Annotated in this window: 24 protein-coding genes; 21 read left to right on the plus strand and 3 right to left on the minus strand. The window is 65.4% G+C overall.

All coding sequences use genetic code 11. The features are described from left to right. The first annotated feature begins 8 nt into the window (after window positions 1-8). From I2488_RS13410 to I2488_RS13455, 10 genes are read left to right on the plus strand one after another with little or no spacing between them, the layout of a single operon-like run. Entirely contained in the window at window positions 9-611 is a 603-nt protein-coding gene (locus I2488_RS13410) for a flagellar basal body-associated FliL family protein (protein ID WP_196276322.1), read from the plus strand. 22 nt (window positions 612-633) lie between these two features. Then, window positions 634-1,521, plus strand: a complete 888-nt coding sequence (locus I2488_RS13415; RefSeq protein ID WP_196276323.1) for a FliM/FliN family flagellar motor switch protein — start codon at window positions 634-636, stop codon at window positions 1,519-1,521. A gap of 23 nt (window positions 1,522-1,544) precedes the next feature. Continuing rightward, entirely contained in the window at window positions 1,545-1,853 is a 309-nt protein-coding gene (fliN, locus tag I2488_RS13420; RefSeq protein WP_196276324.1) for a flagellar motor switch protein FliN, read from the plus strand. Further along, on the plus strand, window positions 1,853-2,134 hold the full coding sequence (locus I2488_RS13425; protein ID WP_196276325.1) for a flagellar biosynthetic protein FliO: 282 nt from the start codon (window positions 1,853-1,855) through the stop codon (window positions 2,132-2,134). Before fliN ends, I2488_RS13425 begins: the two co-directional genes overlap by 1 nt. Before the next feature lie 53 nt (window positions 2,135-2,187). Beyond that, window positions 2,188-2,916: a flagellar type III secretion system pore protein FliP gene (gene fliP, locus I2488_RS13430; RefSeq protein ID WP_196276451.1), complete on the plus strand. Its 729-nt coding sequence runs from the start codon at window positions 2,188-2,190 to the stop codon at window positions 2,914-2,916. Between the two features lie 6 nt (window positions 2,917-2,922). Then, a complete protein-coding gene (locus I2488_RS13435) occupies window positions 2,923-3,198 on the plus strand; it encodes a flagellar biosynthetic protein FliQ (RefSeq protein ID WP_196276326.1) in 276 nt (91 codons plus the stop codon). A 3-nt stretch (window positions 3,199-3,201) separates the two neighbouring features. After that, window positions 3,202-3,984 carry a flagellar biosynthetic protein FliR gene (fliR, locus tag I2488_RS13440; protein ID WP_196276327.1) on the plus strand — a complete coding sequence of 261 codons (783 nt, stop codon included), beginning with the start codon at window positions 3,202-3,204 and terminating at the stop codon, window positions 3,982-3,984. Window positions 3,985-3,993: 9 nt separating this feature from the next. Beyond that, window positions 3,994-5,157 (plus strand): EscU/YscU/HrcU family type III secretion system export apparatus switch protein, encoded by a 1,164-nt coding sequence (locus I2488_RS13445; protein WP_196276328.1) that lies wholly within the window; start codon window positions 3,994-3,996, stop codon window positions 5,155-5,157. Window positions 5,158-5,162: 5 nt separating this feature from the next. Next, complete coding sequence (gene fliD / locus I2488_RS13450; protein ID WP_196276329.1) at window positions 5,163-6,605, plus strand: flagellar filament capping protein FliD; 1,443 nt, start codon at window positions 5,163-5,165, stop codon at window positions 6,603-6,605. A 1-nt stretch (window position 6,606) separates the two neighbouring features. Continuing rightward, window positions 6,607-6,990 carry a flagellar export chaperone FliS gene (locus I2488_RS13455; RefSeq protein WP_196276330.1) on the plus strand — a complete coding sequence of 128 codons (384 nt, stop codon included), beginning with the start codon at window positions 6,607-6,609 and terminating at the stop codon, window positions 6,988-6,990. A gap of 107 nt (window positions 6,991-7,097) precedes the next feature. On the opposite strand, the gene I2488_RS13460 is transcribed toward I2488_RS13455, so the two are convergent. Beyond that, on the minus strand, window positions 7,098-8,126 hold the full coding sequence (locus tag I2488_RS13460) for a chemotaxis protein CheB (protein WP_196276331.1): 1,029 nt from the start codon (window positions 8,124-8,126) through the stop codon (window positions 7,098-7,100). Window positions 8,127-8,325: 199 nt separating this feature from the next. Between I2488_RS13460 and I2488_RS13465 the strand changes: the two genes are divergently transcribed. The 11 genes from I2488_RS13465 (at window position 8,326) to I2488_RS13515 (ending at window position 17,701) form a co-directional block, all read left to right on the plus strand. Then, window positions 8,326-8,586, plus strand: a complete 261-nt coding sequence (locus tag I2488_RS13465) for an STAS domain-containing protein (RefSeq protein WP_196276332.1) — start codon at window positions 8,326-8,328, stop codon at window positions 8,584-8,586. Next, window positions 8,583-10,760, plus strand: coding sequence for a chemotaxis protein CheA (locus I2488_RS13470; RefSeq protein ID WP_196276333.1), 2,178 nt, complete (start codon window positions 8,583-8,585; stop codon window positions 10,758-10,760). Before I2488_RS13465 ends, I2488_RS13470 begins: the two co-directional genes overlap by 4 nt. Further along, window positions 10,757-11,626: a CheR family methyltransferase gene (locus tag I2488_RS13475; RefSeq protein WP_196276334.1), complete on the plus strand. Its 870-nt coding sequence runs from the start codon at window positions 10,757-10,759 to the stop codon at window positions 11,624-11,626. Before I2488_RS13470 ends, I2488_RS13475 begins: the two co-directional genes overlap by 4 nt. Continuing rightward, window positions 11,623-12,642 carry a protein-glutamate methylesterase/protein-glutamine glutaminase gene (locus tag I2488_RS13480; protein WP_196276335.1) on the plus strand — a complete coding sequence of 340 codons (1,020 nt, stop codon included), beginning with the start codon at window positions 11,623-11,625 and terminating at the stop codon, window positions 12,640-12,642. Before I2488_RS13475 ends, I2488_RS13480 begins: the two co-directional genes overlap by 4 nt. A 1-nt stretch (window position 12,643) precedes the next feature. Next, window positions 12,644-13,201: a chemotaxis protein CheD gene (locus tag I2488_RS13485; protein ID WP_196276336.1), complete on the plus strand. Its 558-nt coding sequence runs from the start codon at window positions 12,644-12,646 to the stop codon at window positions 13,199-13,201. 23 nt (window positions 13,202-13,224) lie between these two features. Then, window positions 13,225-13,596 (plus strand): response regulator, encoded by a 372-nt coding sequence (locus I2488_RS13490; protein ID WP_196276337.1) that lies wholly within the window; start codon window positions 13,225-13,227, stop codon window positions 13,594-13,596. A 23-nt stretch (window positions 13,597-13,619) separates the two neighbouring features. Continuing rightward, window positions 13,620-14,063 carry a chemotaxis protein CheW gene (locus I2488_RS13495; protein ID WP_196276338.1) on the plus strand — a complete coding sequence of 148 codons (444 nt, stop codon included), beginning with the start codon at window positions 13,620-13,622 and terminating at the stop codon, window positions 14,061-14,063. Window positions 14,064-14,082: 19 nt separating this feature from the next. Then, on the plus strand, window positions 14,083-14,334 hold the full coding sequence (locus I2488_RS13500; RefSeq protein ID WP_196276339.1) for a hypothetical protein: 252 nt from the start codon (window positions 14,083-14,085) through the stop codon (window positions 14,332-14,334). Window positions 14,335-14,424: 90 nt separating this feature from the next. Further along, a complete protein-coding gene (locus I2488_RS13505) occupies window positions 14,425-16,524 on the plus strand; it encodes a TonB-dependent receptor plug domain-containing protein (protein ID WP_196276340.1) in 2,100 nt (699 codons plus the stop codon). A gap of 43 nt (window positions 16,525-16,567) precedes the next feature. Beyond that, complete coding sequence (locus I2488_RS13510) at window positions 16,568-16,978, plus strand: DUF1801 domain-containing protein (protein WP_196276341.1); 411 nt, start codon at window positions 16,568-16,570, stop codon at window positions 16,976-16,978. Window positions 16,979-17,029: 51 nt separating this feature from the next. Further along, window positions 17,030-17,701: a glutathione S-transferase family protein gene (locus I2488_RS13515; protein WP_196276342.1), complete on the plus strand. Its 672-nt coding sequence runs from the start codon at window positions 17,030-17,032 to the stop codon at window positions 17,699-17,701. Window positions 17,702-17,811: 110 nt separating this feature from the next. On the opposite strand, the gene I2488_RS13520 is transcribed toward I2488_RS13515, so the two are convergent. Next, window positions 17,812-18,810: a GDP-mannose 4,6-dehydratase gene (locus I2488_RS13520; protein WP_196276343.1), complete on the minus strand. Its 999-nt coding sequence runs from the start codon at window positions 18,808-18,810 to the stop codon at window positions 17,812-17,814. 45 nt (window positions 18,811-18,855) lie between these two features. Next, the gene (locus tag I2488_RS13525; RefSeq protein ID WP_343071070.1) at window positions 18,856-20,181 is read right to left on the minus strand and encodes a nucleotide sugar dehydrogenase; all 1,326 of its coding nucleotides are present in this window, start codon (window positions 20,179-20,181) and stop codon (window positions 18,856-18,858) included. Window positions 20,182-20,227: the final 46 nt, after the last annotated feature.

Raw genomic sequence — 20,227 nt, forward strand, 5'->3', positions numbered from 1 at the left:
GACCCACGATGAGCGACAAGAGCGACAAGGAAGACAAGCCCAAGAAGAAAAAGGGCGGCGGCATGATGGTGAAGGTCATCGGCGCCATTGCCCTGCTCGGCGTCGGCGGCGGCGGCGTATTCGGCCTCGTGGCGGCCGGGATCATCGGCGGTGGCCATGCCGAGGAAGAGAAGAAGGACAACAATCCCAAGCTGATCCGCAAGGGCGAGGAGGACCCCTACGCGCCCAAGGCCAAGGAAGGCGAAGGCGGCGAAGGCGAGATGGCCGATGTCGAAGGAGAAGGCGGCAGCGAGTTCCGCACCGTCTATTACAATTTCGCCGACGACTTTACCTCGAACCTCAAGAACACCGACGCGCTGCTGCAGGTGAACATCTCGGCCTCCACCCGGCGTGATTACCGGGTGGTGCTGTGGATGAAGAAGCATGAACTGGCGATCCGTTCGGCCCTGCTCATCGCCATCGCCGATACGCCCGAGGAAGACGTGATCAGCCCCGAAGGCAAGGGCCGTCTGCAGAAACGCCTGACCGCCGCGATCAACAAGGTCCTTGCCGAGACCGAAGGCTTTGGCGGCGTCGACAACGTCTACTTCAAGACCTTCATCGTTCAGTAACCCGGAAAGACCCTCGGTCCCCATGAAACCCGAACGCGCCTTCATCGCCGAACGTGCCATTGCCCGGCACGATCCGGCCCTGCTGCGCCCCGGCCCCAGTGCTGCGGAACTGATCCCGGCGCTCACCCGCATGAGCGAGCGTCTGGCCAAGGCGGTGCGAGGCGCGCTGTCGCCGCTGCTCGGCGGGGCGGAACCGCAGATCAATCCGATGAAGCCGATGGACACCGACTTTGCCGACTTCTGCTCGGAAATCCCGCGGCTTGCTGCCAACAGCCTGATGCAGATCGGCAGTGCGCCGTTCATGGTGACGATCGAGGGCGAGAACGTGCTGCGTCTGGTCGACCGCGCCTTTGGCGGCCCCGGTGACACGCCCTCCTCACTGCCCAAGGAATTTCCGCTCTCGGCCGATCTCATGATCGGCCGGATCGAGCAGCTTGTCGCCACTGCGCTGACCGTGGCGCTTGGCGGCAGCGGCGGGCAGATCCGCGCTGTACGCCGCGATGCCAGCCTCGCCCAGCTGCAGGCGATGCCCGATGCGACCAAGGTTGCCGGGCTGACGCTCAACGTCGTCGAGCAGGGCCGGATGCCCTGGGCAATCTCGATCGCTTTCCCGCACGATACGCTCGCCCTGATGTTCGCACACGGCGATGCCAAGCGCCCCGCCAAGCCCCGGCGCGGCCCGGCCGAGCCGACCGATGCGCCGTTTGCCGACCTGCCGGTCGAACTCGCGGCCGTGCTGGTCGACATGCGCCTGCCGCTCGCGGTCGTCTCGGGATTGCGCATCGGACAGGTCCTGCCCGTGCCGATCGCGCGCAACGTGCCGGTCAAGGTCGGCGACAAGACTTACGCCACCGGCACCATCGGCGCGCTCGAAGACCGCGTCGCCATCCAACTCAACCAGCTTTCCTGATTTTCCGAAGAGGCCCTGACCCCATGACCTTCCAGCCCCGCGGTTTCGATTTCCTCAAGGACGTGGACGTCCGCCTGACCGTCGAACTCGGCCGCACTTCGATGAAGCTCAAGGACGTGCTCAGCCTGACGGAAGAGTCCGTCGTCATGCTCGACCGGCTGACCGACGAACTCCTCGACGTCATGGTCAACGGCAAGCTGATCGCGCGCGGCGAAGTGGTCGCTCAAGGCGACCGCTTCGGCCTCAGGATCGTCGAGCTTGCCGGGAGCGAACCTGAAGAAGCGCCCGCGTCCACTCCGGCGAAGAAGCCCGCCAAGGGGGACGCCGCCTGATGTTCTGGTACATCCTCAAGCTGCTCGTTCTGCTGCCGCTGATTGGCGGCCTCGCCTGGGCCAGCCTCAAGTTTGCCAAGCGCATGGAAGGCCGCTTCATGGCCGGGTCGGCGCCCAAATCTGTGCGCATCGTCGAAACGCAGATGCTGTCCCCCACGCTGCGCCTTGCCGTGCTCGAATTCCACGGTCGCGAGATCCTCGTTTCGGCAGGCAAGAACGGACTCGTCCGCCTTGCCGAAGCTCCGGCACGGCCCAGAGCCGAAGCGGAGGACGTGCAGTGAAGCGCCTCTTCGCCACCCTTGCCACGACGTTGACCCTGCTGCCGCACTACGCGATGGCGCAGGCCACTGGCCCCGCCCCGGCGCAGCAACCCGCCGCGATCTCGGGCGCGCTCGATCGCGCCTTCGGCCAGATGGCCGGGGCGCAAAGCGGCGGCTCGCTGTCGCTGTCGTTGCAGCTCCTGCTCATCATGGGGCTGCTGACGATCCTGCCGTCGCTGATCCTGATGATGACCAGCTTCACCCGCGTGCTGGTGGTTCTGTCGATCCTGCGTCAGGCGATGGGGCTGCAGCAATCGCCGCCCAACCAGGTACTGATCGGCCTGTCGCTGTTCCTGTCGCTGTTCATCATGGGACCGACGCTCGACAAGGTGAACGCGAACGCGATCCAGCCCTACGCCAATGACCAGATCGGCGCGGAGCAGGCCTTCGTTGCGGGCGGACGCGAATTTCACGCCTTCATGATCCGCCAGACGCGCGAAACCGACCTCAGGATGTTTGCCGAGATGGCCAAGGCTCCCAAGTTCGCCACGCCTGCCGACGTTCCCTATTCGATCTTGCTGCCCGCCTATGTGACCAGCGAACTCAAGACCGCCTTCCAGATCGGCTTCATGCTGTTCCTGCCGTTCCTGGTGATCGACCTTGTGGTGTCATCGGTGCTGATGAGCCTTGGCATGATGATGATGAGCCCCACGATCGTCTCGTTGCCGTTCAAGCTACTGCTGTTCGTCCTCGTCGATGGCTGGGCGCTGCTGATGGGCAGCCTTGCGGCAAGCTTCGGGTAACCGGCGATGGACGACACCGCCTCCCTCCTCGCTCTGGCTGACCGCATGCTGTGGATCACCGCGCTGGTCGCCGCGCCGATCCTGATCGCCTCGCTTGCCGTCGGCCTTGTCGTCGGCGTGATCCAGGCAGCAACCTCGGTCAACGAACAGACGCTGACCTTCGTGCCAAAGCTGGCCGTTACCGCGCTGGTACTGGTGCTGTTCGGCTCGGCAATGCTCGGCCTCGTCGGGGATTTCACCAAGGAAATCTTCGACCAGATCGCCATGACCGGAAAAGGCTGACCTGTGCTGCAGCTGAACTTCGGCTTTGGCGCGCTCGAGGCGGATTTCTGGCGCTGGATGTTCGTGATGACGCGCATCGCGGCGGCGATGTTCGCGGCGCCGCTTTTTGGCACCGGCACTGTCCCCTATCAGATCCGCATCGTCGCCTCGGGCGCGATCGCGCTGCTGGTGTGCGGATGGACACCGGTCCAGGCGCCGACCGCGCTGCTTTCGATCAATGGCATTCTCTCGGCTGCCAACGAAGTCCTGATCGGCCTTGCCATGGGCTTTGCCCTGCAACTGTCCTTCGCCGCGCCGACGCTTGCTGCCGAAGTGATCGGCGGCGGCATGGGCATGTCCATCGCCACCACGGCCGATCCGGTCAGTGGCGCGCACTCGCCTGCGATGGGGCAGTACTTTGCCGTCGTGCTGACGGTCATCTTCCTCGGCACCGGCGCGCACCTCAACTGGATCGCGCTGCTGGTGGACAGCTACCGAACCTTCCCGCCCGGCACGTCGTGGCTGGCGGCAAACCGCATCGATCTGATCGGCCAGTTCGCCACGCAGATGTTCGTGACTGCGATCCTCATTGCCCTGCCCGTCACCCTGATCCTGCTGCTGGTGCAGGTGACCACCGGCATCATCAGCCGTTCGGCCCCCAGCCTGAACCTGTTCTCGCTGGGCCTTCCCGCAGGCGTGCTCGCCGGCCTTGCCGCCATGATCGCCGCCGCCCCGATGCTGACCGACGTGATGGTCGACATCTCCGCCACCGCCGTCGCCAATGCCGGCGCGCTGGTCCTGAAGTAGGAGGCAGGCGTGGCCGAGCAGGAGGGCGAAAAGACATTTGCCCCGACAGAGAAGCGCAAGAAGGACGCTGCGAAAAACGGCGACGTCTTGCGCTCCAAGGACCTAGCCACCGCCATCGGCGTGCTGGTCGGCGCCATCTGGCTGAAGCTTGCTGGCCCGTGGATGATGGACGCCCTGCAGGACACACTGCGCGCCTCGTTCACGCTCGACCGCGCCGCGATCGAGGATTTCGCCCCGGCCAAGCTGCTGACCGGCGCGCTGATCGCGGTCCTGCCGCCAGTCATGTTGCTTGGATTGACGGTGCTGGCCTCATCGGTCTTCTCGCAGGTCGGCCTGTCTGACGGGCGCTGGATCCCTTCGAACCTCGCGCCCAAGGCCTCGCGCATCAATCCGCTCTCGGGCCTAAAGCGCATGTTCGGGCCGCAGGGCTGGATCGAACTTGCCAAGGGGCTCGCCAAGCTGATCCTGCTCGGCGCGATTGCCTGGGTCTGGGCATCTGGCCGCATCGCCGGAATGGTCGGACTCGGGCAAGGAGACATTCACGGCCAGCTCGTCACCGCGTGGGACACGATCACCTCGCTCGCCTTTGCGCTGGCCGCTGGCCTCATCGTGATCGCGCTGGTCGATTTCCCGATCCAGTGGGTCCGCCGCTTCCTGCGCCTGCGCATGACGCTGCAGGAGGTCAAGGACGAGCACAAGGACGCCGAAGGTTCGCCCGAGAAGAAGGCGGCGATCCGCGGGCGTCAGCGCCAGCTGGCGATGGGCGCGATGCAGCAGGCGATGCAGAAGGCGCAGTTCGTCATCACCAACCCGACGCACTTCTCGGTCGCAATGGTCTACGATCCCGAACTCGCTCCTGCCCCGGTGGTTCTGGCCAAGGGGCGCGGCGAAAAGGCGCTGGCGATGCGCGAACTGGCAGCGGAGCTGGGCGTGCCGACGCTGGAAATCCCGCCACTCGCCCGCTCGGTCTACTTCACCACGCGTGAAAACCAGATGATCCGCGAAGACCTCTACGCCGCCGTCGCCTCGGCCCTCGCCTTCGTCCTTTCCCTCAAACGCGGCGACAATCCGCAGCTTCCGCCGATCGACCTGCCCATCCACATGCGGTTCGACGCCGAAGGGCGTCCCGAAGCGGTTATCGACCTTAAGACCGCCTCGGCGCAGCCGTCCTAACAACCATGGCAACGACCACTTCCTCGACGTCTTCGACCTCAGCCACCGCGCAGATCGTCTCGGCGCTGGGGGGCGGCAGCGGCATCAACACCGCGCAGCTTGCCGAACAACTCGCCGCCGCGCAGTTCGCGCCCCGGCTTGACCAGCTCACGGCCCGAAACGACAAGCTCACCGCGCAAATCTCCAGCGCCTCGAACCTGCGGTCGCTGATGACCACGCTGGCGTCCTCGATCGGCACGCTGATCCGCACCGGCGATCTCGCGGTGACCCCGTCGATCTCGAACAGCAGCGTGGCCACGGTCAGCAAGGGCACCGCCACCGGCAGCGGCACCTACAGCCTCGAGGTCACCAGCCTCGCCAATGCGCAGAAGCTGGTCACACCGGCCTACGCCTCCTCAACCTCGACGGTCGGTTCAGGCACGCTCACCTTGCGCTTCGGCACGGTATCGGGTGGCAGTTTCACCGCCGACGCCAGCCGCGCGCAAGTCGACATCGCCATCCCGACCGGCGCCACGCTGGCCGCCGTCGCCGCTGCGATCAACAACGCCAACACCGGCGTCTCGGCCTATGTCGCCAATGGATCGGCGGGTGCGCAGATCGTGCTCAAGGGGCAGGAGGGCGCGGCCAACGGGTTCCAGATCGAAACCACGCCCGATATCGGCGGGGAAGCGCTCGTCGATCTCGCCTGGACACCCGCCAGCGCGGGCACGCGCCTCAAGGCCACCGCCTCGGACGCATCCTACAGCATCGACGGCATCGACTACACCGCCAAGAGCAACACCGTGAACGACATCGTTCCAGGGCTCAACATGAAGCTGACGGCCACAAACGTCGGCAATCCCGCAACGATCAGCTTCAGCGATCCGTCGAGCGGCATCAGCACCGCGATGTCGGACCTCGTCGGCGCGCTCAACGAGGTCGTCTCGCAGCTCAACACCGCGATGGACAAGACCAGCGGCGAGCTGAACAACGATCCCGGCGCCCGCGCGCTGCGCACCGCGCTGACCGGGCTTGCGGGTGCGAAGGTCATGCCCAACGCAGCCGAGGGCAAACCTTCGACGCTGGCAGACCTCGGCCTCAAGATCGAACGCGACGGCAGCTTCACCCTCGACAGCACGCGCCTGTCGAACACGCTCAAGGCCAGCCCGCAGGAAGCCGGCGCGATGTGGACCACCGGCATCTTCGGCGTCTTCGCCACGGTCGACAGGATCGCCCGCGCCGCCTCGTCGACGACCGGCATCTCGCTCGGCAGCTCGATCACGCGTTACACCGCGCTGCAGAAGAGCACGACAGAGCGCCGGGCGCAGCTGACCGACAAGCAGGAGGCTCTGCGCCAGCAGATGGTCTCCCGCTTCGCGTCGATGGACACCCGCGTCAGCGGTTCGCAATCCACTCTCACCTTCCTGAAGGCGCAGATCGACGCCTGGAACGCATCGGGCAGGAACTGACATGCTGCATCGTCGCAACGACCCTTCCGAAGCCTATCGCCGCGTCGATTTCGATGCGCGCGTGCGGGGAGCCGATTCACGGCAGCTGGTCGACCTGTGCCTCGAACAGGTCATCGGCTCGGTCGGCCGCGCGATCCACGCGCACGAACGCAGCGACAATGCCGCAAAGAGCGCGGCGCTTACCCGTGCGGTTTCAGCACTCACCGCGCTGCAGATGGGCGTCGACGTCTCGAACCCGACCGCGGCCGCACTGGTCCAGCTCTATCAGTCGGCGCGCAACGCGATCCTCGATTGCGTGACCCGCTTCGACGCCGCGACATTGCGCACGATCCGGCAGGACTTCACCGAGATCCGGGAAGCCATGCTGCGCAGCATCGCTGCCTGATCCACTGACCGATCGGCAACTGGAAAAGCCCGGAGCCATCGCTGGCGCCGGGCTTCTTTCCCTTGCGTGCAGGGGACTTGGACGCGAGGGAGCTCCAGGACTCGTCGCTAGCCCATGTTGCAGGCCGCGATCAGCGCTGCACCAAGACCTTCCAGATCGAGCTCGCTTTCCGCAGCGCCCGCATCGATGGCTGCACCGGGCGCTTCGGCAACCAGCGCGCTCTTGCGATCCTGCGCGAAAGTCTTGCAGCCCTGATCGCGCATCAGCTTGAGGCCCTTGGCACCATCTGCGCCCATCCCGGTCAGCACTGCGGCAGCGGCCGGCACCGCACCGCGCGCGATCGATCCGAACAGCAAGTTGGCCGAGGGCCGCATGCCCTCCACCGGATCGCGGTCGATCAGTCGCAGCTTGGCCGGGCTGCCCGGTTCGATCACCATGTGGCGCTCGGGATCGTAGGCGATGTGGATCGTGCCCTGGGTCAACGGCGTACCATCCTTGGCCGCCTTGACCGAACATTTCAGTTCGCCGTCCATGCGCTTGATGAAGGTCTCGACGATGCCCGGCTCGGCATTGAGGGCGATCACGGTGGGCGGGCACTTCTCGGGAAAGTCCTCCAGCAACTGCGTCAGTGCGTCGATGCCGCCCATCGAGGCCGAGAGTGCCACGATGTGCCCGTTCCACTCGAAGTTGGTCTCGGCCACCTTGCGCTCGCGCGGGGCGCGGCGGTCCTTGACGTTGCTGTTGGCGGCGGCAAGCACGATCTTGCCAAGCTTGCCCACGGTCTTGCTGAATTGCTCGGGCGTCGCCTTCAGGGGCTTGGGGAAACACTCGACCGCGCCCAGCTCGTAAGCCTTGAGCGAAGTCTCGGTGCCCGCCTGGGTCAGGCTCGAGAGCATGACTACCGGCAGCGGATTGCTGCCCATGATCTCCTCGAGAAACTCGATCCCGCTCATGCCCGGCATTTCCACGTCGAGCGTGACGACGTTGGGGCGCAGTTCCTTGATCTGCTCACGCGCCTCGGCCGCGTTTGCTGCCGCACCGATGACGGTGACATTCCTGGACTGGTCGAGAATGTCCGAGAACAGAGCCCGCATCGCTGCGGAATCGTCGACCACCAGAACGCGTGCTTCGTGCATGATTGTGAAACCTTTTCGGGGCGTTGCTTGCCTGCCCCTGTCTACGCGCGAAGGCCCGATCAATTCCTGTGCCACACCTTACGTATCTCAACGTAGGTCCCGGGAAAGCCGGCCTTTTCCCTGCTGCTCTATTCCGGAAGACCAGTTGCCGTGCCCTGCCCGGGGCCGGCCCCCAACGAGCCGGAGGAAACGCATCTCCATGACGTCGATCACCTTGCCCGAACGCTGCGATCGCGCCGCCGCCGAAGCCTTGCTGCCCGAGATGATCGCGGCACTGGGATCCGGTGCGCTCGAAATTGACGCGCGTGGATGCCGGCAGATCGGTCAGGCCATGCTGCAGTTGCTGATCAGCGCGCGGCAGACCGGAGACGGTGCCGTGATCCATCCCTCCGACGCCCTGCGCGAAGTCGCATCGCTCACCGGCCTGACCGACGAACTGTTCTCGGGAGTGCTCGCATGACCGCCGAGGAAATCCAGGCCATCTTCTTTGCGGAGTGCGAGGAATCGCTCGCAGCCGCCGAACAGGGCCTCGCCGCCTGCCGCGAAGGCACGCAGGACAGCGACACCGTGAACGCCGTGTTCCGCGGCGTCCACTCGATCAAGGGCGGGGCGGGCGCGTTTGGCTATACCGCGCTCCAGGGCTTCACCCACACCTTCGAGACTCTGCTATCGGATGTCCGCGACGGCACGGTTGCGATCACCGCCCCGCTGACCGACCTCCTCCTCCGCGCGCTCGATACGCTGAGCGACCACGTCACCGCCGCCCGCGATGGCTCCGAACCGCCTGACGACGTGGCGCTGCAGGCCGAACTGACTGCGGCCATGGCGGCCAACTCAGGCGGGAGCGAAGTGATCGCAGCAGCGGACGCCGCACCAGCCCCCGCCACGCCGGCACCCGTCGCAAGCGCTGATCCGGTCGACGACTTCGATTTAGATCTCGATGCCCTCCTCGATGACATCTCGGGCGAGATCGCACCTGAAGAGGCCCCTGCCGCAGAACCTCGCTGGGAAGTCCGTCTGCGCCCCCATAGCGGTGCGATGCGCAATGGCAGCGAACCGCTGCTGATGCTGCGCGAGATGGCCGACCTCGGCGGTCGCTGCGAAATGTGCGACGTCTCGTCGGTCCCGTCGCTCGATTCGTTCGACACCGGAACCGGTTACCTCGGCTGGGCCTTCAGCTTCCCGCACAGCGTTGCCGAAGCCTCCGTCAGGGACATCTTCGATTTCGTCGGCGACGACTGCGCCCTTGCCTTCGGTGCCAATGCCGAGATGCCGCTGGTCCAGTATCCGGATACGCCTCAACCGAAGGTCGCTTCGCCAGCACCCCCAGCTGTCGTGGCAACCGAAGTCCAGGCGTCCCACGATCAGCAAGCCGCCCCGGCCGCCGCTGCGTCGCAGCCCTTGCCCGCCAGCAATTCCGTCCCCCCTGCCCCGCCCGCGCCCGGACAGTCCATCCGCATCGAACTGGGCAAGCTCGACAAGCTGATCGATGCCGTGGGCGAGCTCGTCATCGCCCAGGCGATGATGGCCCAGCGCCTTGCCGGACAGGGCCTCGCCGTCGCCGAGGAAATGGCGATGATCGAGGGCCTGACCCGCGACATCCAGGAATCGGCCATGGCCATCCGCGCCCAGCCGATCGGCTCGGTGTTCAGCCGCGTGCCGCGCATCCTGCGCGAACTGGCCTCCTCCACCGGCAAGCACGTCCGTCTCGAAGTCTCGGGCGAGAGCACCGAGCTCGACAAGACCGTGATCGAGCGCCTCGGCGAGCCCCTCACCCACCTGATCCGCAATGCCGTAGACCACGGCATCGAAGCGGCCGACGAACGCATCGCCGCTGGCAAGACCGCCGAAGGCACCCTGACGCTTTCGGCAGAGCACCGCTCGGGTCGAATCCTCATCCGCATCGGCGATGACGGCAAGGGCATCGATCGCGACCGCGTCTTCGCCAAGGCCGTCGAGAAGGGCCTCGTCGCGCCCGATGCGATCCTGTCGAAGGAGGAGATCGACCTGCTGATCTTCGCGCCCGGCTTCTCCACGGCGCAGCAGGTCTCGAATATCTCGGGCCGCGGTGTCGGGATGGACGTTGTGCGCCAGAACGTGAAGGACCTCGGCGGGCGCATCACCATCGATTCCGAGCCGGGCAAGGGCACCACCTTCACCCTGACCCTGCCGCTGACGCTGGCAATCTCCGACGGCATGGTCGTCAACGTCGGCGACCAGACGCTGGTGGTGCCCCTCGCCAACGTGGTCGAAAGCCTCCGCCCCGAACCCCATGAGGTCCAGGGCCTTGGCGCCAATCGCAGCATGATCAACGTGCGAGGACGCTTCATTCCGGTGATCGCGCTCGCCCAATCGGTCGGCGCCGCGCAAGCCGTCAGTGATCCGCGCGAGGCCGTGCTGATCGTGGTCGAAACCGAGGGCGCAGGCCGGGCCGCGCTGATGGTCGATGCCATCTGCGACCAGCGCCAGGTCGTGATCAAGAGCCTCGACACCCACTACCGCTCGGTCGAGGGCGTGGCCGGGGCCACAATCCTCGGCGATGGCCGGGTGGCGCTGATCATCGACGTCGATGGCCTGGTTTCGCGCAGCCTCGCCTCTGCCAACGCTGCTACGTCGCTGGCTGAAGCCGCATGAGCCTGATGGACGCTCTCGATTCCGCCATGCCCGGCGTCAGTCCCGGCGTATTCGACGAGGCGGACTTCCGGGCAATCGCGGAAATTGCGCACGCCGAGGCAGGCATCGTCCTGCCCACCGGCAAGGCCATGCTGGTCTATTCGCGCCTTGCGCCACTGGTCCGGGATTCGGGCTGCGCCACCTTCGGCGCCTATGTCATGCGCATCCGCGAAAATGCGGAGGAGCGGCAACGGGCCATCTGCGCGCTGACCACCAACCACACCTTTTTCTACCGCGAAGCCCATCATTTCGAACACTTCGCCAGCGACGTCCGCCCCGGCTGTCTCGATCGCCTGCAGCGCGGCGGCAAGGTGCGGCTGTGGTCCGCCGGCTGCTCCAGCGGCGAGGAAACCTGGTCGCTGCTGATGACGCTACTGGGTGAAGATACGTCCGCCGGCACCGCAATTGCGCGGCGCGACGTCCGGCTGCTTGCCAGCGACATCGCCAGCCACGCCCTGGCAAAGGCCCGCGCGGCGACCTACCGCACCGAGGATCTCAAGCCGGTGCCCGAAGGCCTGCGCCGCGCCTGGACGCGCAGCAAGGGCGAGGAGTGCACGATGGATCCCGTCATGCAGCAGATTGCCCGCTTCCGTACGCTCAACCTGCTGGGCGACTGGCCGATGCAGGGGCAGTTCGACGTGATCTTCTGCCGCAACGTGATGATCTATTTCGATACGCCTACCAAGGAGCGCCTCGTCGCCCGCTTTGCCGAACGGCTCGCGCCCGGCGGCTGGCTCTACATCGGCCATTCCGAGCGGGTCACCGGCCCGGCACTCGATCACCTCGCCTCCATGGGGCCAACCATCTACCGCAAGAGGGCTGCATGACCATTCGCGTCGTCATTGTCGAAGATTCGCCCACCATGCGCGCGATCCTGATGAACCGGCTTGGCAAGGAGCCGGACATCGAAGTGGTCGCTGCAGCTGCCAATGCCGCAGAAGGCCGCCAGATGATCCGCGAGCTGGACCCCGATGTCGTCACGCTCGACATCGAGATGCCCGGCATGAACGGCCTCGATTTCCTGGCCAAGATCATGGAACTGCGCCCGACCCCGGTGATCATCGTCTCCGGATCGACGCAGGAAGGCAACGAGATGACCGCGCGCGCCCTCGCTCTGGGTGCGGTCGATTGCTACGCCAAGTCCGGCGGCGGCAACGGCCTCGACGATGCCGGGCGCCTTGCCGGGATGATCCGCGAAGCGGCCAAGGTGCAGTTCTCCGCCCGCGCCCCGCAGGCCCGCCGCGTGGCCAGCGAGGCGCGCGGACTGCTGGCGGACCGACCGGCGCTGATCGCGATCGGCTCGTCCACCGGCGGCGTCGAAGCGCTGCAGACGGTGCTTGCCGGATTTCCGGCCGATTGCCCGCCGACCGTCATCGTCCAGCACATCAACGCCCGCTTCGCCCCGGCCGTCGCGCGCACGCTCGACCAGTCCTGTCCGCCAAGGATCGTTGTGGCCGAACCCGACATGCCGCTGAGGGACGGCCACGTCTACCTTGCCCCGGGCGACGACCGCCACCTGTCGCTCGGCGGATCGTCCAGCTTCCATTGCAAGCTGCGCGCCGGCGCACCGGTTTCGGGCCACCTGCCCAGCGTCGACGTCCTGTTCCATTCGGTCGCCGAACTCGTCGGCCCGCGTGCGGTCGGCATCCTCCTGACCGGGATGGGCGCCGATGGGGCACAGGGCCTGCTCGCCATGGCGCAGCAAGGCGCGCGGACCATCGCCCAGGACGAGGCGACCTGCACCGTCTTCGGCATGCCGCGTGCCGCCATCAACCTCGGCGCAGCGCGGATCGTCGCGCCGCTCGGGGCGATTGCCCGGCACGCCTTCAGCAAGGCCGCCTGAGATGAGCTTCGAAACCCCCATCCCCGGCGCGCCGCCGCTTGAACGGATCACCGTGATGCAGGGCCAGGCGCTGGCCAGCCGCAGTCCTTCGGTGGAATACTCCACCGTGCTCGGAAGCTGCGTGGCGACCTGTCTGTTCGACCCCGAGGCGCGGGTCGGCGGCATGAACCACTTCCTGCTCTCCGAACCGCCCGCCAATGCCCCCGGCACGCAGGTGGACGAGCATTACGGCGTCTATCTGATGGAGCTTCTGGTCAACCAGATGCTCGGCCAGGGTGCGCGCAAGGGCAACCTCCGGGCGCACCTCTATGGCGGCGCCAACGTCAATCGCAACATGATGCGCATCGGCTCGATGAATGCCGAATTCGCGCGCGAATTCCTTCGGCGTGAGGGCATTGCCCTGATGCGCGAGGATCTCGGCGGGACACAGGCCCGTCGGGTCGATTTCCGCCCGGCATCGGGCCAGGTCCGCCTCCGCACGGTGGAAGACCGGTTCGCGCCCCCTGTCCAGCCCACCCCGCGCCCGGCCGTTGCCCGTGGCGACGTCGAACTGTTCTGATCTTCGAGAAGCGAGTTCCAACCATGAGCAACACCACCCGGATCCTTACCGTAGACGACAGCCCGTCCATGCGGGCGCTCCTCAACCATGCCCTGTCGGGGCACGGCTTCGACGTGGCCCAGGCCGAGGACGGCCTTGCCGCGCTCGACTGGCTGGCGATGAACGAGGTCGATGTCGTCATCACCGACATCAACATGCCACGCCTCGATGGCTTCGGCCTGATCGAGCGTCTGCGCGAAGGCAGCCGCCACCGCGACCGCCCGATCCTCGTGCTGACCACCGAAAGCTCGGACGAGAAGAAGGCCCGTGCCCGCGCCGCCGGGGCAACGGGCTGGATCGTCAAGCCGTTCGATCCCGAAAAGCTCGTCGCCGCCGTCCGCCGCGTCGCCCACTGAACATTCGAAGAGGAGCCAGACCCATGCTGCGCGAACTGATCACCTTCGAGGTAGAAGGCCAGGTCTTCGGCCTCGACATCATGGCCATCCGCGAAATCCGCGCCTGGTCGCCCACCACCCGCCTGCCGCGCGTGCCGCACTATGTAGCAGGCGTCGTCAACCTGCGCGGGACGGTGCTGCCGGTGGTCGACCTCGCCGCCCGCCTCGGCTGGCGCGCGACCGAAGCCACCCCGCGTCATGCGATCATCGTCACGCAGCAGAACGCCCAGATCTCCGGCTGGATCGTCGATTCGGTCAGCGACATCGTGACCATCGACAGCGAAGCGCTGCAGCCTCCCCCGCCCACTTCGGCGGGTGATACCGTGGTTCCCTTCCTCGAAGGCCTTGCCGCCATCGAAGACCGCATGGTCATGGTCCTGAACCTCGCCGCCCTGTCCGACGGCGCCCAGATCGCCGAAGCTGCCTGAACCGAAGGAAGCCCGCCGCATGGCCCAGGCCACCCACAAGCAGATCGCGGTCGTCCTCGAGGAACTTGCCGAAGAGGTCGAGGCCCTCGGCTCGGCCCTGTGCATGGACATGGACATCGCCATGAAACACATGGACAAATTGCAGGCGATAGACCTCATCGCCCAGAAGCAGCGCTCGCTCGGCCGCCTGCTCGTCGCCGAACGCCCGGCAGAGGAAATCGAACGCATCGCAATCGACGTGCTGCGCGACAGGATGCGCCTATCCGGCTGACATAAATCGACAAACGGCTTTGGTCGGACAGCACATGCTGTTGGTCGAGGTCCCCGCGCCACCCCTGCCGACTTGAGCCATCGGCGGGGCATGAAGTTTCCGAAGAAACAATCTGCCCTCCTTGCCGGCATTGCGCTCCTCGCGCTCGCGCAACCCGCGCACGCCGAAGAGCCAGCGGCCGAAACCGCACCGCCTGCGGCCCAGACCACGGGCAACCGCGCCACCTTCACGCCCAAGGACTTCGAACGCTTTGCCCCGCGCAACGCGCTCGACATGCTCCGCCAGGTCCCCGGCTTCACCATCCGCGAGGGTGAGGAAGCGCGCGGCCTTGGCCAGGCGAGCGGCAACGTCCTCGTCAACTCCAAGCGCCTGTCATCCAAGTCCGACGACATCTTCACCCAGCTCTCGCGCATTCCTGCCGGAACCGTGGAGCGGATCGAACTGGTCGATGGCGCCACGCTCGATATTCCGGGTCTGACAGGACAAGTCGCCAACGTCGTGGCCCGCTCCTCAAGCTTTTCCGGCCAGTTCCGCTACAGCCCCGAGTTCCGCCCGCACTACGCCGATCCCCGCTTCACCAATGGCGAAGTCTCGGTGACCGGCCGGACCGGTCCGGTAGAGTACACCGTCAGCCTCACCAACAACGCCAATCGCGGCGCGGCGGGTGGCCCGACTATCATTACCGACCGCAATGGCGCCGTGATCCAGACCCGCGAGGACGTGGTCAAGGCCAACCGCGATGATCCCAAGCTTGCCGTGCGCCTGACCATCGATGGCCCCGGCTCCTCGGTCGCCAACCTCAACGGCTCGTTCCAGCGCGTGCCCCGTCATTTCACCGAACATTCGGTGCGCACCAATCCCGATGGCACGGTCGTGGTGCGCGACTTGCTCGACAAGTCCTCGGCCCGCAACTGGGAGATCGGCGGCGACTACGAGTTCGCGCTCGGCCCCGGTCGGCTCAAGCTGATCGGCCTCAACCGCGAGGAGCATGAACCCTACAGCCAGCAGGTCGTCACCATGTTCGACGACGGCTCGCCCGCAGTGGGTGACCGTTTCGCCCAGACCGGCGACAGCTCAGAGCGCATCGTGCGTGGGGAGTATTCGTGGAAGATGCTCGGCGGAGACTGGCAGCTGGCCGGTGAAGGCGCGTTCAATTCGCTGCGAAACGTTGCCACCCTCGCCGAGCTCGACGCGACCGGCCAGTTCGTGGACGTTCCCTTCCCCGAAGGCACCGGCGGCGTGAAGGAAGACCGCTATGACGCCAGCCTGTCTTTCAGCCGCCCGCTGTCGAAATCGGTCACGCTGCAACTCATTGCCGGGGCAGAAAAATCCACCCTGATGCAGACCGGCGCGACCGGCCCCGAAGGCAACCTCAGCCGCTCGTTCTTCCGTCCCAAGGGCTCGCTCTCATTGGGCTGGAAAGCCGCAAGAAGCCTCGACGTTTCGTTCAAGATCAAGCGCTCGGTCGGCCAGCTTTCCTTCTACGACTTCCTCGCCCGCCGCTTCCTCGATGATGGCAATGCCAACAGCGGCAACGCCGATCTCGTGCCGCAGCAGGACTGGTCCGCCGAACTCGAACTCAACCGCACTTTCGGCAAGCTGGGCTCGACCAAGCTGCGCCTCGTCGGCCGCAACGTGCAGGATTACGTGACCGTGATCCCGATTGGCACGAACGGCGAATCCATCGGCAACGTCGGTTCCGCGCGCGAGCGGCAGATCGTCAGCAACACCACGCTGCAGTTCGATCCGCTGGGCTGGAAGGGCGCGCGGCTCGATCTCAACGTCGAGCTGACCTTCACCAAGCTGCGCGATCCCTTCGATCCCGCGACCCACATCCCCTATGGCGGCATCACCGACCGTTATTGGGAACTGAGCTTCCGCGAGGATTTTCCCGGCACCGACTGGGCCGCCGGAGCCTCATACGAATATAATCACCAGTCGCTCTACCACCGCCGTTTCGAGCGGGGTCGGTCCTTCGAAGGGCCGGTGTTTGCGGGCGTGTTCATCGAGCACAAGAACGTCATGGGCCTGACGGTAAAAGCCAGCGCGAACAATCTGTTGAACGGCCGCCAGCGCTGGGACCGCGAAGTTTTTGCGGGCCCCCGCCCCAACTCCCCCATTGCTTTCGTCGAAACCCGCGACCGCCTGATCGGCCCGATCTTCACGCTGACGGTGAAGGGGGATATCTGAAACTTCCGTTTTATTGCAGTAGCTTGTGAGGCATGATCAGGTCATGATAGAGCAGCCGACAGCCAAAGCCCGGATCGATGCGCGTCTTGCCGAACTTGGTGATTGGCGGGGCGATATTCTCCGGCAAGTGCGGGCGCTCATCCACCGTGCCGATCCTGAAGTGGTCGAGAGCGTCAAATGGGCCAAGCCCAGCAACCCCGCCGGCGTCCCGACGTGGGAGCATGACGGGATCATCTGCACCGGCGAAGTCTACAAGTCCTACGTGAAGCTGACCTTCGCCCACGGCGCTGCGCTCAGTGATTCTGCGAAGCTTTTCAACGCGAGTCTGACCGGTGGAACGCGTCGCGCGATTGATCTCCGCGAGGGAGCCTTGCTCGATGAGGACGCGTTCGTTGCGTTGGTGCGCGAGGCGGTGGCGTTCAATACCGCGAAAGGACCGGGACGGAGACTGTAGTTTTCCCAAGCGTCCTTGACCGCCCGCGCCTCCCCGCGCAAAGCTTCTGTCATGTGGCAGCTTCATCAATTTCCCCTGTGTCCGTTCAGTCGCAAGGTGCGCCTCCTGCTCAGCGAGAAGGGCGTTGCCTATGATCTCGTGCGGGAAAATCCGTGGGAGCGGACCGAGGCGTTTGGGAAGCTGAGCCCGGCGTACCGGACTCCGGCGATCCATAATCCCGAACGCGGCGTGATTCTGGCTGACAGCCGGGCGATCTGCGAGTATTTCGAGGAGACCGTCGACAAGACGCCGATGATCAACGGAACCGCCGTGAATCGCGCGGAAATCCGCCGTCTCGTCGCGCTGTTTGACGAGAATTTCTTTGCCGATGTGACGCTGCCGCTGCTGGAAGAGCGGATGAAGAAGCGGCTGGTCTATCGCAGCCCGCCTGACAGCAAGCGGTTGCGCGATTCGATGCGGCTGGCCGACGAGCATTTGTATTATATCGATTATCTGATCGACAACCGGCCGTGGCTGGCAGGTTCGACGATGAGCCTGGCCGATCTTGCCGCCGCCGCGCAGATCTCCGTCGCCGACTATCTCGGCGGCATCGACTGGTCGGGGCACGAGCAGGCGCGCGGGTGGTATTCGGTGTTCAAGAGCCGCCCGAGCTTCCGCCCGCTGCTGGCCGAACGCATGGACGTGATCCAGCCGCCAAGCCACTATGCGGACGTGAACGCCTGACGAAATCGGGGTTTCCAACTCACCCCCAACTCCATGGCAACTCTACCCCAACTCCCCCCTAACTCACCCGCAACTCTCACCCAACTCGGTGGCGCGGACGGGGGGCAAAATCAAACCCCGTGGTAGTCCTTGTACCACTTCACGAAGTTCGGCACCCCGACCTCGATACTCGTCGTCGGACGATAGCCAAGGTCGCCTGAAATCGCGTCGATGTCGGCGAAGGACTGGCGGACGTCGCCGGGCTGCATCGGCATGAGATTCATCTCGGCCTTGCGCCCGAGTTGCTCTTCGAGAATGGCGATGACCTTCATCAGGTGCTCGGACTTGTGGTTACCGATGTTGTAGAGGCGGTGGGGTTTCTCGCTGCCCCCGGCCTTCACCGAGCCGTCGTCGGGCGGCGGGTTGTCGAGGCAGGCGATAACGCCGCTGACGATGTCGTCGATGTAGGTGAAATCGCGGTACATGTCGCCGTGGTTGAAGACCTGGATCGGCTCACCGGCCAGAATTGCCTTGGTAAACAGCCACATCATCATGTCCGGCCGGCCCCACGGGCCATAGACGGTGAAGAAGCGCAGGCCCGTCAGCGGCAGGCGGTAGAGGTGGGCGTAAGTCTCGCTCATCAGCTCGTCCGCCTTCTTGGTGGCGGCGTAGAGCGACATCGGGTGGTCAACGCGGTCGTCCACCGAGAACGGAAGCTTTGTATTTCCACCATAAACCGACGAAGAGCTGGCGTAGACCATGTGCTCCACGCCGCGATGGCGGGCGACTTCGAGCAGGTTGAGATGGCCGACGAGGTTGGCCTGCACATAGGCGTGCGGATTCTCGATCGAATAGCGCACCCCGGCCTGCGCGCCCAAATGGACGATGCGTTCGAACTGCTTGTCCGCCAGCGCCGCAGTGAGCTGCGCGTAATCGGCGAAGTCATTGCGGCAGAAGGAAAAGCGCGATCCGCCCTGCTCGACCAGCCGGGCGAGGCGCGCTTCCTTGAGGCTGACATCGTAGTAGTCGTTGACGATATCGACGCCGACGACCTCATCCCCGCGCGCGAGCAGGCGGGTGATGAGCGAGTAGCCGATGAAGCCGGCGGCTCCGGTAACGAGGACGCGCATTGAAATTCCAGTTTGTTGTCTTGCCGGCAGCCTAGAGCGCGGCGGTCAGAGTTTCCAGTCGGCGCGTTCGCCAAGTACGCCCTTGAGGTCGGCCAGCGTGCCGCCAGGTGCGAGCAGCGCGGCGATGCGGTCGGCTCCGGCGGCGAGGTAGTACTTGTGCGGCACGGCGAGGAAGACGAGGTCGAAGGTCTGTTCGAATGCATCGCCCGCAAGCTCGATGCCGTATTCGAGCATGGCCTCGGCATTGTCGGCATGGGGATCGTGGACGGCGACCTTGTGGCCGAGCTTTTCCAGTTCGGCAACAACGTCTGCCACCTTGGAATTGCGCAAGTCGGGCACGTTTTCCTTGAAGGTCAGGCCGAGGACGAGGACCGAGCCTGCCTTTTGCCCACGCTTTTCATGGAGTTGGCTAGCAACCCACTGCGCCATGCCGTCGTTCACGCCGCGCCCGGCGAGGATCACCTGGGGATCGTGGCCGAGCGCTTCGGCGCGGGCCGAGAGGTAATAGGGATCGACGCCGATGCAGTGCCCGCCGACGAGGCCGGGGGTGAAGGGCAGGAAGTTCCACTTGGTGCCGGCAGCGGCGAGCACGTCCCACACCGAGAGGTCCATCTTCGAGAAGATCTGGGTGATCTCGTTCATGAAAGCGATGTTGATATCGCGCTGGGCGTTTTCGATGACCTTGGCGGCTTCGGCAGCCTTGATCGAGGCGGCGCGGAACACGCCGCCCGAGGTGATCGCCCCATAGAGATCGGCAACGCGATCAAGCACTTCCGGGGTTTGGCCCGAGACGACCTTGGTGATGCGTTCGATGGTGTGTTCGCGGTCACCGGGGTTGATGCGTTCCGGGCTGTAGCCGAGGAAGAAGTCCTGCCCGCACTTGAGGCCGGAGACTTCCTCGAGAATCGGGCCGCAGATGTCCTCGGTGACGCCGGGATAGACGGTGCTTTCGTAGACGACGACCGGGGCGCGGCCTTCCTTGACGGCAGCAGGAATCATCTTGCCGACGGTGCGCGATGCGGCTTCGACGAGACGCAGGTCCGGGCGGTTCTGGCCGTCGATGGGGGTGGGCACAGTGACGATGTAGAAGTCGCTCGGTGGGCAGACGCCGGCATCGCAGGTGAGGCCAAGGCTCGACATCGAAAGCAGCGCCGGTTCGATCTCGCGGGTGCGGTCATGCCCTTCGGAGAGTTCCGAAATGCGCTGCACGTCGATGTCGAAGCCGGTGACGAAGAACTTTTTGGCGAGCGCCACGGCGAGCGGCAGGCCGACGTAGCCGAGGCCGAGAACGGTGACGCGGGTGGTCGACGAAACCAGCGGATCAAGACCGCGTACTGGAGCAGGAGCAAGCGTCGGGAACTGGACTGTCACGGGACAGGCGGCCTTTCATGGTTGACGCGATCCGCGCCGGATTGCC

This window comes from Novosphingobium jiangmenense (assembly GCF_015694345.1).
Lineage (GTDB): Bacteria > Pseudomonadota > Alphaproteobacteria > Sphingomonadales > Sphingomonadaceae > Novosphingobium > Novosphingobium jiangmenense.